We start from the raw sequence: 18,687 nt of genomic DNA, 5'->3' as shown, positions 1-18,687 counted from the left end.
GGAAAGACGCCTCGTACCCGGGTACCACCGTCTCATCGATCCGGCCTGACCCGTGTCATACGAAGCCGGTGACACACGAAACTGACCCCCGAAGAGCGGGCGGCTCATGCTGACGGCATGACCACCCATCGACTCAGGACTTCTCGCCTCGCGGCTGGGCGCCGCGATCATCGCGTGCGCCTTGTCCGTCGCGGGGCCCGGGACCGGCCCGGCCACGGCGGCGTGCGGGTCGAGCGCCGGAGCCGCGGCGCGGCGGTTCTCGCAACTCCTGCCGGCCGGGACGTGACCGGCTCAGCCGCTCAGCCGGGCCCGGGACGCGTCGAGGTGGGTACGCATGGCCGCGGCCGCGCCCAGGGCGTCGCCCGCCGCGATCGCGTCCCGGACCCGTTCGTGCTCGGTGAGCACGTGACCCAGGTGGCCGGGATCGCGTTCGGCCCCGGCGTACGGCCGGGTGATCGCCCCGGCGCCCAGCGTGTCGAGCAGGTCGAGGTAGAAGCGGTTGCCGGTGGCGACGGCGACGGCGCGGTGGAAGGCGAAGTCGGCCTCCACCGCGTCGCTCGCGCTGCCCCGGACCCTGGCCATCCGTCGCAGCGCGGCGTCGATGGCGGCCAGGGCGGCGGGCGTGCGGCGGGCGGCGGCGAGCGCCGCGGCCTCCACCTCGACCCCACGGCGCAGTTCGAGCAGGTGCAGCCGGTCGCTCAGGCTGCGCACCGTGCCGAGGGAGTGCGTGAGGTCCTGCGCCGCCGGCCGCGCCAGGACGAACGATCCGCGTCCGCGCCGCGTCTCGACCAGCCCCGCGGCCCGCAAGCGCGACATGGCTTCGCGCACCACCGTACGGCTGACCTGAAAACGGACGGCGAGGTCACCCTCGGAGGGCATCAGCTCGCCGGGCTGCCAGGCGCCGTGCCCGATGTCGCTCCGGAGCTCGCCCTCCACACGATCGGCCAGGCTCGCGCCGTGAGCGTCAGCCATGCTCCGCCTCTTGAGGGGCGCTCTCGTCGGTCAGGCCCAGCGCGAGGGCGCTGCGCCGCGTGGTCTCCGTCAGCAGCTCCGGCTGTCCGGCCAGGGGAGTGCCGTACGTCGGCACCAGGGCCCGCAGCGCGGGACGCCAGCCGGGCAGGCGGTCCGGGAAACTCCGCTCCAGCACGTCCAGCATGATCGCCACCGAGGCGGAGGCACCGGGGGAGGCCCCGAGCAGGGCGGCGAGCCCGCCCTGAGCCGGCGTCACGACCTCGGTGCCGAACCCGGCGATCGACCCCCGGCCGGCCACCCGCTTGACCACCTGCACCCGCTGGCCGGCGGTGACGAGCTCCCAGTCGGCCGCTCGGGCGTCGGGGACGAACCGGCGCAGCGCCCGCAACCGGCCGCGCCGGCTCTGCGCCAGTTGCCCGACGAGGTAGCGCAGCAGGCCGAGGTCGCCGCGGGCCGCGCCCAGGAGCGTGCCGAGGTTGTGGCGGGTCACCGACCGGGGCAGGTCGGTGAGGCGGCCACGCTTGAGGAAACGCGGCGAGAACGCGGCGAAGGGACCGAACATCAGGTAGGTCCGGCCGTCCACGACCCGGGTGTCGAGATGCGGCACCGACAGCGACGGCGCTCCCGGCTCCGCGTGGCTGTAGACCTTCGCGTGGTGCCGGGCGATCAGGTCGGCCCTGGCCGTACGCAGGAACCGCCCGCTGATGGGGAACCCGCCGTATCCCTCCGTCTCCGCCACTCCGGCGCTCTGGAGCAGCGGAAGCGTCCCCCCGCCCGCGCCGAGGAACACGAACGAGGCGCGTACGTCCTCGTCACGGCCCCCTTCCAGATCCCGCACCCGCAAGCACCAGCCCGGGCCGTCCCGGCGCAGCGACCGCACCTCATGGCCGGTCCGCATCTCGGTGCCGTCACGTGCCAGGGCCGCGAACATCCGCCGGGTGAGCACCCCGTAGTCGACGTCCGTGCCCCCGCGCGTGCGGCAGACGGCGACCTGCTCGCCGCCGCGACGATCGCCGAACATCAGCGGCAGCCACCGCGCCATGACCTCCCGGTCGCGGGTGAACTCCAGCCCCTCGAACAGCGGGTGCGCGCGCAAGGCCGCGTGGCGCAGGCGAAGGTGCTCCACCCCGGTGGCGCCGTGGGCGAAGCCGAAATGGGGGACCGAGCGGATGAAGTCCGCGGGATCGCCGAGCGCCCCCTCCTCGGCCAGCCGCGCCCACAACTGCCGCGACAACTGGAACTGCTCGTTCACGGCGACGGCGCCGCCGACGTCGATCGAGCCGTCACCCCGCAGGGGCGTGTAGTTGAACTCGCACAGCCCGGCGTGGCCCGTGCCCGCGTTGTTCCAGGCCGACGAACTCTCGAGACCGGGCCCGTCGAGCCGCTCGAGCACGAGGATCGACCAGTCCGGCTGCGCCCGGCGCAGCAACGTCCCGAGGGTGGCGCTCATGATCCCGCCGCCGACCAGCACCACGTCGTAGTCCGCGCCGGTCTTCACCTCTCGCCCGACCACCTCGAAGCCTCCTCGCCGCCGCAACCTCTATGACAGGACCTCGTCCTGTATAACAAGTCGCGGCCCGTTCACGCGAGCCGGGGGCTGCGGGCGCGCATCCTGAAGTCGCGGGCCGATGAACAGATCGGCTCGTTCCCCGTCCTGAGGGCTCTCGTTCCGGTCGGACATGGGGGTGAACCTGATGGGATGATGATGAAGTGGCGCGTTTTGAGCCGTTCGTGGAGGAACTGCTCGATTTTCTGCTGAGGCGGCTGGATGAGGCGGGGTTCGAGCGACTCGTCGTCCATGAGCCCAGGCGAATGTGCGCCCCGTACATCTTCTCCGGCGGCGGCCGTGTGGAGCAGCGAGGACTGTGGTTCACGGGGTGCCGCGCCTGCTCGCACATCCCCCAAGGCGGGTTCGGCGGAGACGTCGACGTCGAAGCATGGCCGTGCCCGCATGTTCTGTCCCTGACGCTGCAGTTCGCCGCCGACCCGGACTACCGCCAGGGGTGGAGGCCGGAGAACGCGCTGTTCGCCTCGGGGAGGCTCGTCCACCCGGACGGCGTCTAGCCGGACTCGGCTTCGGGCTCCGCCGGGGCCGTGCCCGGTGCGATCTCCAGTGGCGTGGCGAGGCCGCCGGCGAGTTGGTGTCCGTGGGTGAGCGTGTGGTCGAGCTGTCTGGCCAGGCGGGGGACGGTCGACGGTGGCAGGTACGCGTCGGCGCCGGCATCGAGCAGGCGCCGGACCGGGCCGTGGTAGTTGACCCCGAGCTCGGGGTCCTCGATTTCGGTGATGATGACACGAGCCTTCGGGAACATCGATCGGAGCGTCGCGACCAACTGCGGACTGACCGGCGGCACCAGCAGCACGTCGGCCGTGAGGGGAGCCGCGTTCATGTCGAGCACGATGTAGTCCGTACCGAGTTGGGTGGCCAGAGACGTCCGGGCCTCGGCCGACAGCTCCATCGCGGTGGCGACGACCGTCACGTTGTCGTAGTCGGCCGTCGGCTGGTCGTCGGCCTCGTCCGTCCTGTCGTGATCGACGATGGTGCCCTGAAGGACGTCGACGGCACTGGAGATCGTCGCGATCGCCTGGCCGTCTCGCATGACGACCAGGGTCTCGTCGGGCTCGAGAGCGTCGATGAGCGCCACGATGTCCTCGGGAAGGCGAGCCACGTCGAGCCGTTGCTTCTTGGCTCGCGTGACGCGCTTGCGGATCACCAAGCCTGGAACGAGGTCTGGGCGGCGGACGAAGGTGGCGGCATCGTCACAGCGTTCAATCCTTCACGAATCGGGCCGGCGGTCAGTCGCGAGCCTAGCTCGTGGATCACATGGCACCCGACAAGACCTGGTGAGAGGACCCGCCTCGCCCTGGAAGCACGCGTGCCGCAGTGGACGGCGATCCGGTGCGAACGGGCCCGCCCGGATCTTCCCGGTCGCCGGTCAGGGCAGGATGTTCTCCAGGTCCTCCAGAAGGCTCGGGTGCTTCGGCTCCCAGCCGAGCGCCTGCCGGGTGTGGGTGCTGGACGAGGGCTGGTCGGCCGCGAAGATCGGGCCGAGCGGGCCGTAGGTCTCCGGCGGCACCGACTCGACCGGCAACCCCAGCCGCCGGCCGATGACCGCCGCAATGTCACGCACCCTGTCTCCCTCGTCGGCCACGGCATGCCAGGAGCTACCGGCCGGCGCCAGCTCCAGCGCGAGCCGGAGGAGGACCGCCGCGTCGAGCGCGTGCACGGCCGGCCAGCGCTGTGCGCCGTCGCCGGGGTAGCCGGACGATCCGGTACGGCGTGCGATGTCGGTCAGCAAGCCGGCGAACCCGCCCGTGCCCTGGTTGTGAACGGTGCGCGGCAGGCGTACGGCCGTGCTCCGGACCCCGCGCGAGGCCAACCCCAGGACCGCCATGACCGCGCGACCGCGACCACCGACCGGCCCGTCGGTCGGCAGCGGGTCGGCCTCGGTGGAGGCGCGGCCCGGCGCATGGGGCGTGCCCGAGACGGTGACGAAGGGGCGGTCGCTGCCGACGAGTTCCTCGCCGAGGGCCGCGAGGGCGGCGCCTTCCTCCGCGACCGCCTTGGCGAGGGCGTCGGAGCTGCTGAAGTCGTTGGCGAAGGCCAGGTGGATCACCCCGTCAGTCCGGGCGACGCCGGTGCGAAGGACGTCCAGATCGGCGAGACCTCCCCGGAGCGGCTCGGCGCCGGCCGCCTCGGCGACCAGCGCGGACGCGTCGGAGCGGGCGAGCGCGAGGACGGTGTGGCCGTTGCCGAGCAGTTCGGCGACGACGGCGGAACCGATCAGACCGGTGCCACCGGTGACGAAGACGCGCATGGAACCCTCCCGCAAGTGATGGGACTCTTGTCCCGTCACCATAGCAGGGTGATGGGACAAGAGTCCCATCGCGTTAGGATGGGCCCATGGGTCGGTGGGAACCAGGCGCGCGCGAACGCCTCGTCGTGGCTGCCGTCGACCTGTTCACCGAGCAGGGCTACGACGCCACGACGGTCGCGCAGATCGCCGAGCGCGCCGGGGTCACCAAAAGCACCTTCTTCCGGCACTTCCCCGACAAGCGCGAGCTGCTGGTCGCCGGGCAGGAGACGCTGAGCCGGCTGCTGGCCGAGGGGATCGCCGAGGCGCCCGGCGACGCCAGCCCGCTGGAGGCGGTCGCCGCCGGTCTCGAGCGCGCCTCGAGCGCGATGGGCCCCATGAATCGCGAGCTCGCCCCACGCCTGAAGGCGGCCGTCGCCGCCAGCGCCGAACTTCAGGAGCGCGACGCCCTCAAGAGGGTCAGCCTCGCGGCCGCGATGACAACCGCCCTGGTCGCCCGCGGCGTACCCGATCCGACCGCGGCTCTCGCGGGCGAGCTGGGCGTCCTCGCCTTCAAACGGGGCTACGCCGAATGGTCCGAGGCCGACGGTGACGCCAAGGACGATCTGGCCGGATACGCCTTGGCGGCCCTGAACGAGCTGCGCGCGGCGAGCGCCTCACTGGGCTGACCGGCCACACCTGTCCTACCGCGGGCCCAGGGGAGGCGGGGCCGTCGGTCAGGAGGCCAGGGTCGTGACGGCGGCGGCCAGGTAGAGACAGCCGCCCAAGGCCACGACGACGCCCGCCAGCGCCGGTATCCAGTCCGCCGCCGTCCGCAGCACCCGCAGCCGCGGCGTACGGCCCCTCAGCGCGGCGGCTCCGCGTACGGTCGCGAGCCCGACGGCGGTCAGCGTGACGGCCATCCCGATGCCGAACGCCAGCGTCAGCACGACCGCGTCGAGCGCCCGCCCGGTGAGCAGACCGGTGACCAGCACGATGAACGCCGAAGGCGACGGGACCAGCCCGCCGGACATGGCGAGCGCGACCAATCCCCGCGCCGACCACGGATCATCGGGCTGATCGTGCCCGTGTCCGTGTCCATGCCCGTGTCCGTCTCCGTGCCCGTGTCCGTCTCCGTGCCTGTGCCCATGCCCGTGTCCATGCCCGTGGGTCCCGCGGTGCCGGAGGCGGCGGTAGGTCAGGTGCACGCCGACGCCGATCACCACCACACCCGCCACGACCTGCAGCCAGGCGCTGATCGCCCCGGCGCCGACGGCGGTCGCGCTGCTCAGCCCCACCCAGGCCAGCGCCAGCGCGAGCACCGAGATCGTGTGCATCAGCGCCACGACCACCCCCAGCCGCAGGGCGTCGCGATAGCGCCCGTGCGTGCCGATCAGGTACGCGGCCGTCACGCTCTTGCCGTGCCCCGGCGCGACCGCGTGCAGCACGCCCACCCCCAGCGCGACGACCAGGGCCGGCCAGAACGCCCCCTTCCCGTCGAACAACGCGATCAGGTAGCCTTCCGGACCGGTGGCGTCGCTCATGTGCCCACCTCCGAGCGGCGACGCCGGCGTACCAGGAGAGCGACCAGCACACCGATCACGGTCACCAGCGCGACGGCGGGCACCACGAGCGGCACTCCGGCCTCCGCCGACGGGTCGAAGCGCAGTCTGCGCGTGTCGGCCGCCGAGGTCAGCAACGCCTTCGCGGGCACGGCCGGCGACTCGGCGGTGAGCATGGTCCGATACGCCTCGTGCAGGTCGGCCAGCGCCCCGATCCGGACATCGACCTCCCGGACCGTCTCCGGGCACTCGAAGCTGAACCGGGCGCCCTCGGCGAGCAACCGCTCCAGCGGAGCGAGCTCGGAGGCGCAGGGCCGGCCGCCCTGACTGACCCCGACACGGGCCTGCAGATAGTTCCGGACGGCGGTGGAGCGGGCCAGCACCTGCTCGCCGGTCAGGCGGGCGGCCGCGGCCGCGGCCAGGTCCTCGAACGCGCCGACCGAACGGCCGAGCAACACCCAGTCATCCTCGGCCGGCAACCAGGCGAGCGTCACCCGGTTCCCCTCGGCCCCGATCCTGGCCACGGACGGCAGCCCGAACGGATGCGCGGCACGTGCGGACATGGACACGGCCGCTCGCGCGGGAGTGGCGGGCACGGCCCCCGCGGCCATGGCCACCAGGGCCGCGTTGGCCGCGATGAGCAGCACGCACAGGCGACGTACGACAGATGTGAAGATCAAGGGGACTCCAGTGCGGGACCTTGATGGGGCCGTGCGACAGGGACACGACCCTGCCGCACGGCCGGACCGGGACATGGCTCACCCGCAGAACGGACGCCCGGGATAGACCTCGCGAATGCCGCCCTTCTTCACCCGCACGGGCGGGCGGACAACGTCGGCGTCAGGTGCTGTTCGACGGTTGCGCCCGCGCCATTCATCGGCCCGTCCGGCTTCCGATCACGAAGATCGTCGCGCATGGTCTCGACGACGTCGGGACGGGGTGATGCTCAGCGGGTCAAGGTGTGGCTTCCCACTCAGTCCGGACCACGTCCTCGAGACTGATCGAGGCGACACTGTGCTGGCAGCCGCATATCCAGTGCCAGAGGTTGTGCGCGGGGCTGCCGGAGTCGGCCGAGGCCGGAGCGGCCATGACTCCGATCGACAGCACACCGGCCATCGCGAACACCACGGCAGTGCGCCGGGCCGTCGTACGGGGCCGAACGGAACGATGCTTCACTGCCTTCTCCTTCGGCTTGCGTGGCACTCGTTGCAAGTGCTGAATCGACGATTCACACCACCCAAGCACCCGGCGGCTTCATGGCAGCTTCATGACTGCTTCACCCAGAGCGTCCGCGATGGCCTGACAGCGCTTGATCGCGGCGGCGGTACGGCGTGCTCGGTCGGTTCGGGGCCGGTCGCGGGCAGGCGCCGTCCCTGGTGACCACGCTCCACGTCGCCCGCGTACGTGTTCGCCGCTGACCTGCACTATCGTGGAGCTGAGTCCGGCACACTGTTCCTGTGCCGGACTCAGCCCAACGCCGCGGGTCCTACTTCTTGCTCCAGACCGACGCGATGACGCCGTCCTCGGCGCTCAGGATCTTCGGCGAGTAGCCCAGGGCCTTCATCTCGGCCGACTTGAGCGTGTAGGTCAGCTTCGACAGGTTGAGATATTCCTTCAGCCCGGTCGCGCTGCCCTTGCTCCACACGGTGGTGTAGAGCTTGCCGGGCTCGACGGCCATGAGCACCGGCTGCAGGCCCTGCTTGGTCTTCGCCAGCAGCTCCTTGCCGCGCTCTTCCACGGTCTGCCCGAGGGTCACCTGGACGGCTCCCGTGGCGGCGCCGGCCACCCAGACGGCCGCGTAGAGGGGCTTCTCCACGGTGCCGTACACGTCGAGGGACGCGATGCTGTAGCCGGCGGCGGTGAACTCGGCGTTGACCTTCGCGAAGGTCTCCTTGCTCATGCTCAGCTGAGACTTGGCCAGTTGCGTGGTCTTCTCGAAGACCGCCGCGAAGACCGCGCTCGGGCCGGTGCCGGTGCCGGTGATCAGCTTCGGCTGGAAGCCCGACTTCACCTGCTGGTCGATCTGCTTGGGCAGGTCCGTGGCCGACAGGCCCTGCAGCACGTTGACCTTGCCGACGGTGTCCTTGACCCACAGGGACGTGTACTGCGGGTTGGTCGCGTTGGTCACGTTCAGGGCCGAGGGGACGTAGCCCTTCCCCAGCAGCTCCTTGACCCGCTGCGCCAGCGCCGTGCCGCTCAGCGCGTCAAGGGAGAGCCAGTCCAGCACCTGGGTCTGGACGGCAGCGGTCTTGGCAGGCTGCTGGGCCATCGCCGGGGACGCGAGGGCCAGCAGGGGGACGGTCGCCGTCGCCACAGCCGCGGTAAGGGCAGCCGCCCTCTTCATGCTCCGCATGTTCCTCCTCAGAGATAAAAGGTCATCCCAATTGGGGACAAGAGGGGACCATAACAGAGGATGAGGGGATGGCAACCTATCGTTACCGCGATCGTGACAAGGCTGTGTCAAAACTCCTCACAGCCGGGCATGACTGGACCGCTCCAGGCGGGCGCCCGGCCGCCCGCCCGGCCCCGCCAAGGCCGGCTCGGCGCCCCATCGGGTACGCGGCGTCGGCGGCGTGCTGTACGGCCCGTTTCTAGGGGATGGGGAGTGGCGCTTTGATGGTCAAGCGCCTATTGGCGTTGGTGTGCATATTGGTTGCGGTTTCAGGTTGCGCGCCGTGGATTTCGACGACGGTGATCAAAGTCGATCCTGCCGCAATCAGTGAAGCGGAAAGCATTGGCCGCGTCGTTGCGCGGACCGTCGCCGAACCAACGTATGAGAACGCCGTACAGGTCAACGAGATATCGGTGCTCGATCTGACTGCTTCTGCAGTTGCCGGAGCGCTCGATGCGGCCCGTGCCCGTCTGGAGCAGCATGGGGTCAACACGCTGGAAGGGAACGTCCGCCACCCTCGATCACGTGGGAGTAATCGCTTCATCCAGCGCCAAGCGGTGGACGTTCCATGCCGGTCTTGCCGAGAATCGGGCCGCGTTGTTTTCCCGGGCAGTGCGACCGCCGGTGTGGCTCATGACATGGTAAGCGCGGCCGTTTCGGCCAGGCGTTCGCTTGTCCGGCGCAATGCCGCGTGCGGTTCGGTGCCGCCCGTGCGTAAGACGCCGAGTTCTTTTCTGGCCTGGCCGATCAGTGCCGCCACGTCAGGCGCCGGACGTCCGTTCGTTGAGGCTTCTATGTGCTCGGTGATTTCGCGCAGTGAACGGGCGGTGTTTCGTAGGGCGTCGAAGACGTCGGCGTGCCGCCGGCAGTCGGCTCGCCATTGGCCCGGTAGCCGTCGTCGGGCCTCGAAGGGCGGGGCGATCTCCTCCACCCGGCCGACGGCCTCCTCGAAGCGCGCGCGATGCTCGGACGACGATTCGCCGGCGTGGCCGGCGGCCCGCTCCTGCAGGCTCTGCAGGTAGGCGGCCAGCGCACGTACGGACTCGGCCACCCGCAGCCGGGCCACCGCCGTGCTGCGTACGGGCAGGACGTACCACGAGACCGCGACGGCGATCGCGCCGCCGAGCAGGATGCCCGCCAGGCGGACACCCAGCAGCGACGGGACGCTCTGCCCGAAGTAGGCGTAGGCGAAGGCCAGCGCCGCGCTGATGCCGGCGACCCAGTACGCGTACCCGAACGACCGCAACCACACGCCGGCCCCCAAGGCGGCGGTGATGGCGGTGACGTGAGCCGCCGAACTGCCCGCGAGCAGCGGCAGCAGCAACGTCGCGCCGCCCGTGCCCGCCACCGCGCCCGCGACCCGCGACATTCCCTTGTGCACGACGTCCGCCCGCCCTCTGTTGCCGCTGCACACGAGGAAGGTCGTCAACACCACCCACTGCCAGTGCTCGCCCAAGAGGAGCCGGCCGCAGAGGAAGGCGAGCGCCAGCGCCACGCCGAGCTGGATCGCCATCTTGGTGCTCGCCGGCAGCCGCCCCCGGGGCGGGGTGTCCGCGCGCCGTTCCGGCGGGGGACCGGTCAGCAGGTGAATCCCCAGCACCACGCCGCACGTCAGCATGGCGATCAACGCCGTCCATCCGATGTCCGGCATGCCGACCGGCGCCACCAGCACCACGACGAGCAGCGGCATGGACGCCTGGGTCCCGGCGGCGGTGGCGCGCCCGCCCCAGCGCCGTACCCAGACGGTGGCGCTCATGGCGAGGACGAACAACGCCGCACCGAGCACGGCGTACGGCCCCGCCAGCAACACGCGCGTCACGACGGCCGCCGCCGCGACGACCGGCAGCACGGTGAGGGCGATGACGCGGTCCGGCCAGTCCTTGTCCCGGCGCGTCCGGCCCAGCGACAGGCCCAGCGCCGCGGCCACGACAAGGAGGCCGGTGTGCAGGTGCGCGACATGGATGACGACCGCCGCGACGCCGAGGCCGGCGATCGTGGCCGCTGTGGTGACCGCGGCGTTCTTCACTCGTGAAGTCATCTTCAGATGGTAAGCATCACGTAGTACTTTTGCCCAGTTTACGAAGTATGACGCAGAAAGAACTAAGTGATAGCGTAGCAACATGGGAGCTGATCAGGGAGAAACACGACGCCGGGTGGCGTCGGAGACCCGCCGGGCGGTCACGAGCCTGGCCCGCCGGCTGCGCGCCGAGCGCCCGTCCGACGCGCTCAGCAGCAACAAGGTGAGCGTGCTCGGGCACCTGTACCGCCACGGTTCCAGCACCCCGACGCAGATCGCCGTCGCCGAGCACCAGCAGCCGCAGTCGCTGACCCGCGTGTTCGCCGAGCTGGAGGACGAGGGCCTGATCGCCCGCACGCCGAGCCCGCTCGACCGTCGCGCGTCGGTGCTGGACCTCACCCCCGTGGGCCGCGAGGTGCTGATCCGCGACATGGCCGCCCGCGATCGCTGGCTCGCCACCGCGATGGAAGGGCTGAACGAGACCGAGGTCCAGGTGATCGGCCTGGCGGCCGCGCTGCTGGCGGAGCTGGCCGACCCCGCGGGCGCCGGCCCGCGCCCGCACGCGCCGACCTCCGGGGCGGCCCGATGACCGGCGTGAGCGCATTGGGGCTCCGGGACGGCCCCGCGCCGTGGCTCGTCACCCGATACGACACGACGTGCGCGCCGTCGGGGCAACCCCGCGCTTCGGCGACCACCAGCCCCACCGAGAAGCACCGCGTGACGGCCGACCTCTTCATCGCGAACGGTGGTGACGGATTCGGCGTGCCGACCGGCCGCTTGGAGAAGGTGCGCGACATCGAGGCGTTGGAGGCTCACATTCGTGTCAGGAGTCCTCGTCGGCGCTGGGCCGCATCACCCGCTCGGGCGTGGGTGTGTTTCGCAGGAGGAGGACGGCGGTGTCGTCCGTACGCTGCTCCCGCGTGGCCGGCCTGATCAGCGATTCCGCCAGGCTGTGCAGGGGCTGGCCGGGTGCGGGGGTGAAGTGGGTGGCCAGGTCGGCGATGGCATCGCCCAGATCGCAGCCGGGCTGCTCGATGAGCCCGTCGGTGTAGAGGGTCAGCACCGAGCCGGGCGGCAGGTACAACTCCGTGGTGGCGTACTCGGCGTCGGGATCGATGCCGAGCAGCAGGCCGGGCACGGTGTCGATGACCTGGGTGGGGGTGCCGCGGCGGCTGAGCAGGGGCGGGAGGTGCCCGGCGCTGGCCAGGCAGACGGTGTGCCGTCGCAGGTCGAGCCGGAGGTAGAGGCAGCTCGTGAAGCGGTCGGGGGCCAGTTCGGATATCAGGCGGTTGGTGTACGCGAGCACCTCGCCCGGGGTTGCGCCGGCGGTCGCGTGGGTGTGGATGGCGGTGCGTACCTGGCCCATGAGGGCGGCGGCCGTCACGTCGTGGCCCTGCACGTCGCCGATGACGGCCGCGGCCATGGTGTCGTCGAGGCGGATCAGGTCGTAGAAGTCGCCGCCGATGTCCATGCCGGGGGTGGCGCACACGTATCGGGCGGCAACGTCCAGCCCGGGAATCGCGGGGAGTTCGCGCGGCAGCAGCGTGCGCAGCAGGGACTCGGCGAGTTGGTGCTTGCCGTCGTAGAGCCAGGCGCGTTCGAACGCCTGGGTGACCAGGCGGCCCAGGGCGGTGAACATGGCCCGCTCGTTGTCACTGAACCGGTGGGGATGGTCGTAGGCGAGAACGCAGGTGCCGATGGAGCGTCCCGACGCGACCAGCGGCAGGAGCACCCAGGCGTACATGTCGTCGATACGGACCGCGCCGGGGTAAGTGCGGTGGAACTCCTCCCAGGAGGAGTAGAACGCCGGTCGGCCTTCCTCGTAGCCGCCCGCCCAGCGGACCGGTTGGACCACCGGGCGGCCCTCGAAGTTCTCCAGGCCCCGCTTGCTGTAGCCGCGCGAGGCGGCCACGTGCATCCGGCCGCTGTCCCAGCTGAGGAGGGCCATCGCCTGGGCGTCGCAGACCGGCAGGACGTGGTCGGCCACAAGGTCGACCACGTGCTGCGCGGTCACCGCTTGTGCGAGCGAGGTCGCCAGGTGCAGCAGTTCGTGCAGCCCGATCACCTGCGGATGCTCGCCGGAGATGTCGGCCGGGGGCTCGGACGTGGTTGCGGGCGTGATCCGTATGGTGATGCCGGGCAGGCTCGGGTAGCACTGGAACGACAGCCACCGCCCGTCGGGATGGCGGGCGGTGAACCGCGTGGTCCGGTGGCTGACGATCGCGGCCCGGTAGCGGTCTTCGTAGATCGGGTCGTCCAGCCACGGCAGCGCCTTGCACAGGCGCTGACCGATCATCTCGGACGGTTCCGCGGCCAGCAACGCCGCGGCCGGCGCGGTGACGAGGTTCACCCGCCCGCGCGCGTCCAGGTGACAGTGGCCCTCGGGCAGGCCGTCGAGGCATTTCAGCGCCGTCAGACCGGTACGCGGACCCGCCTTGTGGGCGCGAACCGGATCCAGGATCCGGGGCCGGGACCCTGGGGCGACCGCGCGGCCCTGCTCGCTCGCCTGACGGAGCAGGTCGCCCATGTGGGCGCAGGTGTCGTTGATGACGTCGAGCTCGCGCCGGGTGAGCCCGGATCCATCGCCCGCGGGCCACATCAGGATGAACCCGCCCCAGATGGCGCCGCCGGAGCAGATCGGCGCAGTGGCCAGCGCGAAATGGTACGGCAGCGCCAGGGCCGTCCCCGGGAACTCGCGGGCCAGGGCCACCTGGTCACTGAGCCAGATCAGCCGCCGTTCGCGCACCGACACCGACACCGGCACCGCATCGTTCGACCTGACCGTGGCCCACGCACTCGCGATCGAGGGGGGAAGACCTATCGACGCCTCCATGCGCAGGACCTGACGGCCGTCGTCCAGGACGTACACGATGCCGACATGGGCTCCCGCGTTGAACACGGCTTCGATCAGCAACTCGTCCAGACGAGACGACGCGACGGCCGCGCGCGGAACCGGGACGCTACCCTGCCAACGCGCCACAGCACGCCCGGTTTCCGAATCGAGAGCCCCACAAGCGTCCGGCCCCATTCATATAGGCAGAATATGGCGATAGATGTATAGAGAGCCCTAAGAAAAGACTTGAATGCGCAATTTCGTTCCCGAACAATGCGCACGCCGATGATGGCGGAGGCCACGAGGGCGGGCCACCGCGGACGCCGATCTCCCGCTGCTGCTCAGGGACCCCGCCCGGAGTACGACCTGGGTATGACCGATGGCTGGATCGATCACTTCAGTCAGACCAGGGTGGCACGGGGAGTTCGTCCCGCCGGAGGATCAAAGTGAGGAAGATCGCTGGAAGGCTCCTGCACAGGAAGAATTCGTCCGCCCGTGAGGAGAAAGCGCGATGGGGACGACTGTTACACGACCCGGCCGGACGGGGACGATCGCCGCCCTGTGCCTGGCGCTGGCCGCCGGGCCGCCGGCCACAGAGGCGGCGGCGGAGCCCGCCACCCGCGGGACCGGGATCCAGGTGACCCTGCCGCCGCCCGCCGGGAAGCACCCGGTCGGCACCGTGGCGCTGCATCTGGTGGACCGGTCGCGCCCCGATCCGTGGGTGGAGGGGCGTGCGTATCGGGAGCTCATGGTGAGCGTGTGGTATCCGGCGCGGCGGAGGGCGGGGCTGCCCACCGCGCCGTACATGCCGCCGCTGGCGGCGGCCGACTTCGGCCGGACCCTGGCAGCCTTCCTCGGGGTCCAGCCCGGGGACGTCGACTGGGCCGGGGCCACGACACACTCCCAGGAGGGGGCGCCGATGGACAGGGCCGGCGGGAGGCTGCCGGTCGTGTTGTACTCGTCCGGGTTCCGGGCGCCGCGCACCATCGGCACCACCGTCGTGGAAGACCTCGCCAGCCGCGGATACGTCGTCGTCAGCGTCGACCACACCTACGAGACGGCGCAGGTCGAGTTCCCCGGCGGGCGGCTCGAACGCACCGTGGTCACGGCGGACTGGACGGAGGAGGACATGGCCAAGGCGGTGGACGTACGCGTCGACGACATGGCCTTCGTCCTCGACCAGCTCGCCCGCCTGAACCGGGGACACAACCCCGACGCCGACCGGCGCGCGCTCCCGGCGGGGCTGCGCGGCGGGCTGAACCTGTCCCGCATCGGAGCGCTGGGTCATTCCATGGGCGGCTCGACGGCGCTGCAACTCGCCCATGACGACCGCCGCGTCGACGCGGGAGTCAACCTGGACGGCGGGCACCGCGGCCCGGTGGCGCGAACCGGCCTGGCCAAGCCGTTCCTGCAGATGGCGGCAGAGCCGCACACCCGGGCGAGCGATCCCACCTGGCAGTCCCTGTGGGACAGGTCGACGGGCTGGAAGCGCGAACTGCGTTTCACCGGGGCGGAGCACATCTCCTTCAGCGACGCCCAGGCGCTGCTACCCCAGTTCGCCGACAAGCTGCAGCTCGACCCCTCCGACCTCATCGGGACGATCGACCCGGGCCGCTCCATCGCCGCCCAGCGCACCTACGCCGCCGCCTTCTTCGACCTGCACCTGAAGACGCGCGGCACCCCCCTCTTCGACCGCCCGAGCCCGCGTCACCCCGAGGTGACCCTCATTCCGTGAGCCGGGGCGTGTGCAGGCCGGGCTTGCGGGCTTCGACGCGGAAACGCCGGGAGCGGGCGACGCAGGGGTGAACCAGCCTCACCCGCTCCCGGCGCGCCAGGGACATGCCCGATTCTTCTACTGTCCCCGATCGATTGCAGAGAGTAAGAGAGCGGGCGCGGCGGTAGATGTCCGGTATGCCTATGCGTGGCGATGTGAGGTCCGACGGTGGCCGTGGCACGGTGGAGCGACCGCTCACCTTCGCGGTCGCCGCGCTCAGCACCCCCGGTATCGGCGATGAACGACTCCGGGCGGTCGTGCCGACGGCCCGCGATGAGGAGCAGGAGGCGGGCACGTGACTGGGGCAACCGGCAGGGTGGCGTTGGTGACAGGGGCCAGCAGCGGAATCGGCGCGGCCACCGCCCGCCTTCTGGCCGCGCGGGAGATGCGCGTGGTGGTCAACTACCTCCGCAGCGTCACGGCGGCCGACGAGGTCGTGGCCGGCATCGAGGGCTCAGGCGGCCAGGCCATGGCCGTGCAGGGCGACGTGCGCGAGTCGGCGGCGGTCGAGAGCATGATCGAGCAGGTCCGGGCGGCATGGGGCGGCATCGATGTGCTCGTGCACAATGCGCTCACCCCGTACGTGATCAAGCCGTTCCACGACATGACCTGGGACGAGCTGGGCGGCAAGCTCGACGACGAGATGCGTGCGGCGTTCGCGGTCACCAAAGCCGTCCTGCCCGCCATGACCGAGCAGGGCTGGGGACGCCTCATCTATCTCGGCACCGGCCTCAGCCGCCAGCCCCGCGAGGGCATGATCGCACTGGGCACGGCCAAGGCCGCACTGGCGCAGTTCGCCCGCTATCTCGCCCAGGAACTGGCCCCTCGGGGCATCACGGTCAACGTCGTCGAGCCCGGTCCGGTGGAGGACACCCGCATGGCGAGTCTGATCGACGCGGGGCAGAAGCAGCGGCAGGTGGCCGCGACCCCCCTGGGCCGCCTGGCACGCCCGGACGACGTCGCCCAGGTGGTCGCCTTCTACGCCAGTGAGGACAACGCCTTCATGACCGGCACCACGGCCGCGGTCAACGGCGGGCTGGCCATGTACTGACGCCCGGCGTCCTCCGCACCCGAGGTACACCATTCCGGGCCGCATCCGGCACACCGTCACCCTGCGCGGCCGCAGCGGCCGGGCCCGCGGCACGCGCGGGCACAGGGCAGCGACACGACCAAGGAAGAACGTTCATGCACACGATCGATCTCGCCTACGTCGGGCGGGGCCTGCACGAGGAACTGGTCGCCTACATCGCCGATCAGCAGGACTACTACGCCGACGAGGGCGTCCACGTCGCGCTGCGCGACGGCTGTGCCTGGGACGACGAGCGGCTGCGCCGCGGCGCCACCATCGGGCTCGGCCGGGCACTGCTGTCCCGGCTCACCGACGGCGTCCCCTGGGTCGCACTCAACGTCAACACCCACCGCCCGTTGTTCTGGTTCCTCGCCCGCTCCGGCCTGACCTCCCTGGCCGACCTGGCCGGCCGGCGGCTGGCGATACACGCCCCCCACACCGCACCCGGCTGCTTCGCCCGGATCGTACTGCGCCAGGCCGGCCTCGACCCGGACCGCGACATCCACACCATCGTCCGCCCGCCCGGCGACTACGGCATGGACCTGCGCCGGCTGCACGACGGCAGGATCGACGCCGCCCTGGTCGGCAGCACCATGGCGCCGGAGGCGATCGCCGCCGAACACGGCTGGCAGGTATTGGCCTGGGTCGGCGACCACTTCCAGATCCCCACCGTGGGCGTGGCCGTCGACCCCACCTTCATCCACCCGGACGACCCTGCGGTCCAGGCCGTCGTACGAGCTCACCGGCGCGCCCTGCGGGTGATCCACCACGAACCCGACACCACGGTGCGGCACATCCAAACGTTCCTCGGCCGACACACCGCAGACGAGGTGCGAACCCACTACGAGAGGTTCATCGCACCGTATTTCACCACCGACGGCCAGGTCGACCTCGCCGTCGGCGACGCCGCGATCACCGCGGTCGCCACCGAACTCGGCGTCCCCGCCACCGTCACCGCACCCGAGTTCTACCGCATCGCGGAAGGTACGGCTCGGCACTCTGCTTGACGCGCCGGCCCAGCGGTGCGCGGGCCGGCCGCAGAATCAATGAAGCCACGTCTCATTGATCATGAGGCAGATCTGGGGTGTCTCGTCCCGGGTTAGATCGGGAAGTGGCCGCGGCGGATGCGCCAGTGGCGGCCGGCCTTCAGATGGTCGACGATCGCGCGCTGGAGCACGGTGCGGCGCGGGAGCCGGTCGAGCGGCGTGGTCAACGTGCGGAACACGAACCGCAGCACCTCGACGTCGGCGTCCTGCCCTTCCGGCTCCTCGTAGGGCTCCAGCTCGAACCTCCGCTGGAACCGGACGATGTTGGAGTCGTCGGGCAGGTATTCCCGTAGTTGCGGGTCGAGCAGCCACGAGCCGCAGGAGAACGCCGTGTGGCGCTCGTCGGGAAAGTGGCGTGGGAAGAACGCGCGGGCTTCGTCGAGCGACGCCGAGACCGCCTCCGGGGTCATCGGCCCCGACTCGGGGATGTGCAGGTCGATGGTGGTGCCGCCGCGCTGGTGCTGCAGCCGGCCCAGCTCGTAGATGCCGCCGCGCGCGTGCAGTGTCAGCCAGCTCTGCATGACCGGCCAGCCCTCGCGGTGCATCCGCCGGTCGATCGCGAGGTTGCGGCCCAGATCCGCGAGGGACACCCACGACACGGCATCGGCGATGCCGTGGTCGCGGTGGTATCTCATGACGACGTCGACCAGGGCCAGGTACGCGTACACGTAGAGATGCCGCCAGGCGGGACCCCGCTCGCGCGGCAGCTCCGGACCGGGCGACAGCCACCCGTGGCCCCCGAGATCGGCGCGGACCAGGGCGATCGAGCGGTCGAGCAGCCAGCGCAGCTCCGGAGTCCACAATGGCGAGCCGGGGTCGGGCCAGCCCGCCATGATCTCGGCGGCGTCGTCCGGCCGCACCGCGAGCCGGTCGAGGATCGCGGGCGCGTCGGCCTTGGCGGGCAGCGGAGCCGACGGCCGGTCGCCGGCGAGCCGGTGCACGCGGTCGACGTCTTCGACGGATGCCCCGAGCCGGGCGGCGGCGTCGTCCAGATTCACGCGGACGATCCTACGATCACCGGCCGACAAAGAGGGCCCGGACGTGTTCGCCATGATCCGGAAGGGTGCAGCCGCTTCCGCACGCACATGCGAGGAGGACCGAACACCTCGTACGTCCCGCCGGCCAGGGTCTACCAGTTGGCACGCTCATGGCCGGCATCGACGGCCCAGCGAGCGCCGGAGGGGCGAGCTTTGTTGCTGACCGAGCCAGGGCCGGCCCAAGGGCCGTA

The 18,687-nt window shown here is 71.1% G+C and carries 19 protein-coding genes; 7 read left to right on the top strand and 12 right to left on the bottom strand.

The genetic code is table 11. The features are described from left to right. Window positions 1-291: 291 nt before the first annotated feature. Window positions 292-972: an FCD domain-containing protein gene (locus AB0I15_RS41060; protein ID WP_358108529.1), complete on the bottom strand. Its 681-nt coding sequence runs from the start codon at window positions 970-972 to the stop codon at window positions 292-294. Continuing rightward, a complete protein-coding gene (mqo, locus tag AB0I15_RS41055; RefSeq protein WP_358108526.1) occupies window positions 965-2,485 on the bottom strand; it encodes a malate dehydrogenase (quinone) in 1,521 nt (506 codons plus the stop codon). Before mqo ends, AB0I15_RS41060 begins: the two co-directional genes overlap by 8 nt. A gap of 197 nt (window positions 2,486-2,682) precedes the next feature. On the opposite strand from mqo, the gene AB0I15_RS41050 reads away from it, so the two are divergent. Then, window positions 2,683-3,036 carry a hypothetical protein gene (locus tag AB0I15_RS41050; protein ID WP_358108523.1) on the top strand — a complete coding sequence of 118 codons (354 nt, stop codon included), beginning with the start codon at window positions 2,683-2,685 and terminating at the stop codon, window positions 3,034-3,036. On the opposite strand, the gene AB0I15_RS41045 is transcribed toward AB0I15_RS41050, so the two are convergent. After that, window positions 3,033-3,686, bottom strand: a complete 654-nt coding sequence (locus AB0I15_RS41045) for a hypothetical protein (RefSeq protein WP_358108683.1) — start codon at window positions 3,684-3,686, stop codon at window positions 3,033-3,035. The genes AB0I15_RS41050 and AB0I15_RS41045 overlap by 4 nt on opposite strands. Before the next feature lie 222 nt (window positions 3,687-3,908). Beyond that, window positions 3,909-4,790, bottom strand: a complete 882-nt coding sequence (locus AB0I15_RS41040) for an SDR family oxidoreductase (protein ID WP_358108520.1) — start codon at window positions 4,788-4,790, stop codon at window positions 3,909-3,911. 86 nt (window positions 4,791-4,876) lie between these two features. Between AB0I15_RS41040 and AB0I15_RS41035 the strand changes: the two genes are divergently transcribed. Next, window positions 4,877-5,455, top strand: a complete 579-nt coding sequence (locus tag AB0I15_RS41035; RefSeq protein ID WP_358108516.1) for a helix-turn-helix domain-containing protein — start codon at window positions 4,877-4,879, stop codon at window positions 5,453-5,455. A gap of 48 nt (window positions 5,456-5,503) precedes the next feature. On the opposite strand, the gene AB0I15_RS41030 is transcribed toward AB0I15_RS41035, so the two are convergent. From AB0I15_RS41030 to AB0I15_RS41005, 6 genes are all read right to left on the bottom strand, one after another. After that, on the bottom strand, window positions 5,504-6,310 hold the full coding sequence (locus tag AB0I15_RS41030) for a hypothetical protein (protein WP_358108513.1): 807 nt from the start codon (window positions 6,308-6,310) through the stop codon (window positions 5,504-5,506). Next, the gene (locus AB0I15_RS41025; protein WP_358108510.1) at window positions 6,307-7,008 is read right to left on the bottom strand and encodes a hypothetical protein; all 702 of its coding nucleotides are present in this window, start codon (window positions 7,006-7,008) and stop codon (window positions 6,307-6,309) included. Before AB0I15_RS41025 ends, AB0I15_RS41030 begins: the two co-directional genes overlap by 4 nt. 274 nt (window positions 7,009-7,282) lie before the next feature. Next, window positions 7,283-7,504 (bottom strand): hypothetical protein, encoded by a 222-nt coding sequence (locus AB0I15_RS41020; protein ID WP_358108507.1) that lies wholly within the window; start codon window positions 7,502-7,504, stop codon window positions 7,283-7,285. Between the two features lie 310 nt (window positions 7,505-7,814). Beyond that, a complete protein-coding gene (locus AB0I15_RS41015) occupies window positions 7,815-8,672 on the bottom strand; it encodes a hypothetical protein (protein WP_358108504.1) in 858 nt (285 codons plus the stop codon). Window positions 8,673-8,989: 317 nt separating this feature from the next. Next, entirely contained in the window at window positions 8,990-9,202 is a 213-nt protein-coding gene (locus tag AB0I15_RS41010) for a hypothetical protein (RefSeq protein WP_358108500.1), read from the bottom strand. Window positions 9,203-9,351: 149 nt separating this feature from the next. Further along, entirely contained in the window at window positions 9,352-10,758 is a 1,407-nt protein-coding gene (locus tag AB0I15_RS41005) for an FUSC family protein (protein WP_358108497.1), read from the bottom strand. An 82-nt stretch (window positions 10,759-10,840) separates the two neighbouring features. Here AB0I15_RS41005 and AB0I15_RS41000 point away from each other — a divergent pair, with 82 nt between their 5' ends. After that, entirely contained in the window at window positions 10,841-11,326 is a 486-nt protein-coding gene (locus AB0I15_RS41000; RefSeq protein WP_358108494.1) for a MarR family transcriptional regulator, read from the top strand. Window positions 11,327-11,560: 234 nt separating this feature from the next. Here AB0I15_RS41000 and AB0I15_RS40995 read toward each other — a convergent pair whose 3' ends face one another. Beyond that, window positions 11,561-13,651, bottom strand: a complete 2,091-nt coding sequence (locus tag AB0I15_RS40995; protein WP_358108492.1) for a GAF domain-containing SpoIIE family protein phosphatase — start codon at window positions 13,649-13,651, stop codon at window positions 11,561-11,563. A 430-nt stretch (window positions 13,652-14,081) separates the two neighbouring features. Between AB0I15_RS40995 and AB0I15_RS40990 the strand changes: the two genes are divergently transcribed. The 4 genes from AB0I15_RS40990 to AB0I15_RS40975 all read left to right on the top strand — a co-directional run bounded on the left by AB0I15_RS40990 (window position 14,082) and on the right by AB0I15_RS40975 (window position 17,420). After that, the gene (locus AB0I15_RS40990; protein ID WP_358108490.1) at window positions 14,082-15,305 is read left to right on the top strand and encodes a lipase; all 1,224 of its coding nucleotides are present in this window, start codon (window positions 14,082-14,084) and stop codon (window positions 15,303-15,305) included. 182 nt (window positions 15,306-15,487) lie between these two features. Beyond that, window positions 15,488-15,643 (top strand): hypothetical protein, encoded by a 156-nt coding sequence (locus tag AB0I15_RS40985; RefSeq protein WP_358108487.1) that lies wholly within the window; start codon window positions 15,488-15,490, stop codon window positions 15,641-15,643. Further along, window positions 15,640-16,395, top strand: a complete 756-nt coding sequence (locus AB0I15_RS40980; RefSeq protein ID WP_358108484.1) for an SDR family oxidoreductase — start codon at window positions 15,640-15,642, stop codon at window positions 16,393-16,395. Before AB0I15_RS40985 ends, AB0I15_RS40980 begins: the two co-directional genes overlap by 4 nt. Before the next feature lie 134 nt (window positions 16,396-16,529). Then, a complete protein-coding gene (locus AB0I15_RS40975) occupies window positions 16,530-17,420 on the top strand; it encodes an ABC transporter substrate-binding protein (protein WP_358108481.1) in 891 nt (296 codons plus the stop codon). 92 nt (window positions 17,421-17,512) lie between these two features. On the opposite strand, the gene AB0I15_RS40970 is transcribed toward AB0I15_RS40975, so the two are convergent. Then, on the bottom strand, window positions 17,513-18,457 hold the full coding sequence (locus AB0I15_RS40970; protein ID WP_358108478.1) for an acyltransferase domain-containing protein: 945 nt from the start codon (window positions 18,455-18,457) through the stop codon (window positions 17,513-17,515). Window positions 18,458-18,687: the final 230 nt, after the last annotated feature.

Origin of the sequence: Nonomuraea sp. NPDC050643, assembly GCF_040654715.1 — a bacterium.
In the GTDB taxonomy this organism is placed as follows: domain Bacteria; phylum Actinomycetota; class Actinomycetes; order Streptosporangiales; family Streptosporangiaceae; genus Nonomuraea.
This window is presented reverse-complemented; position numbering and strand designations above follow the sequence as displayed.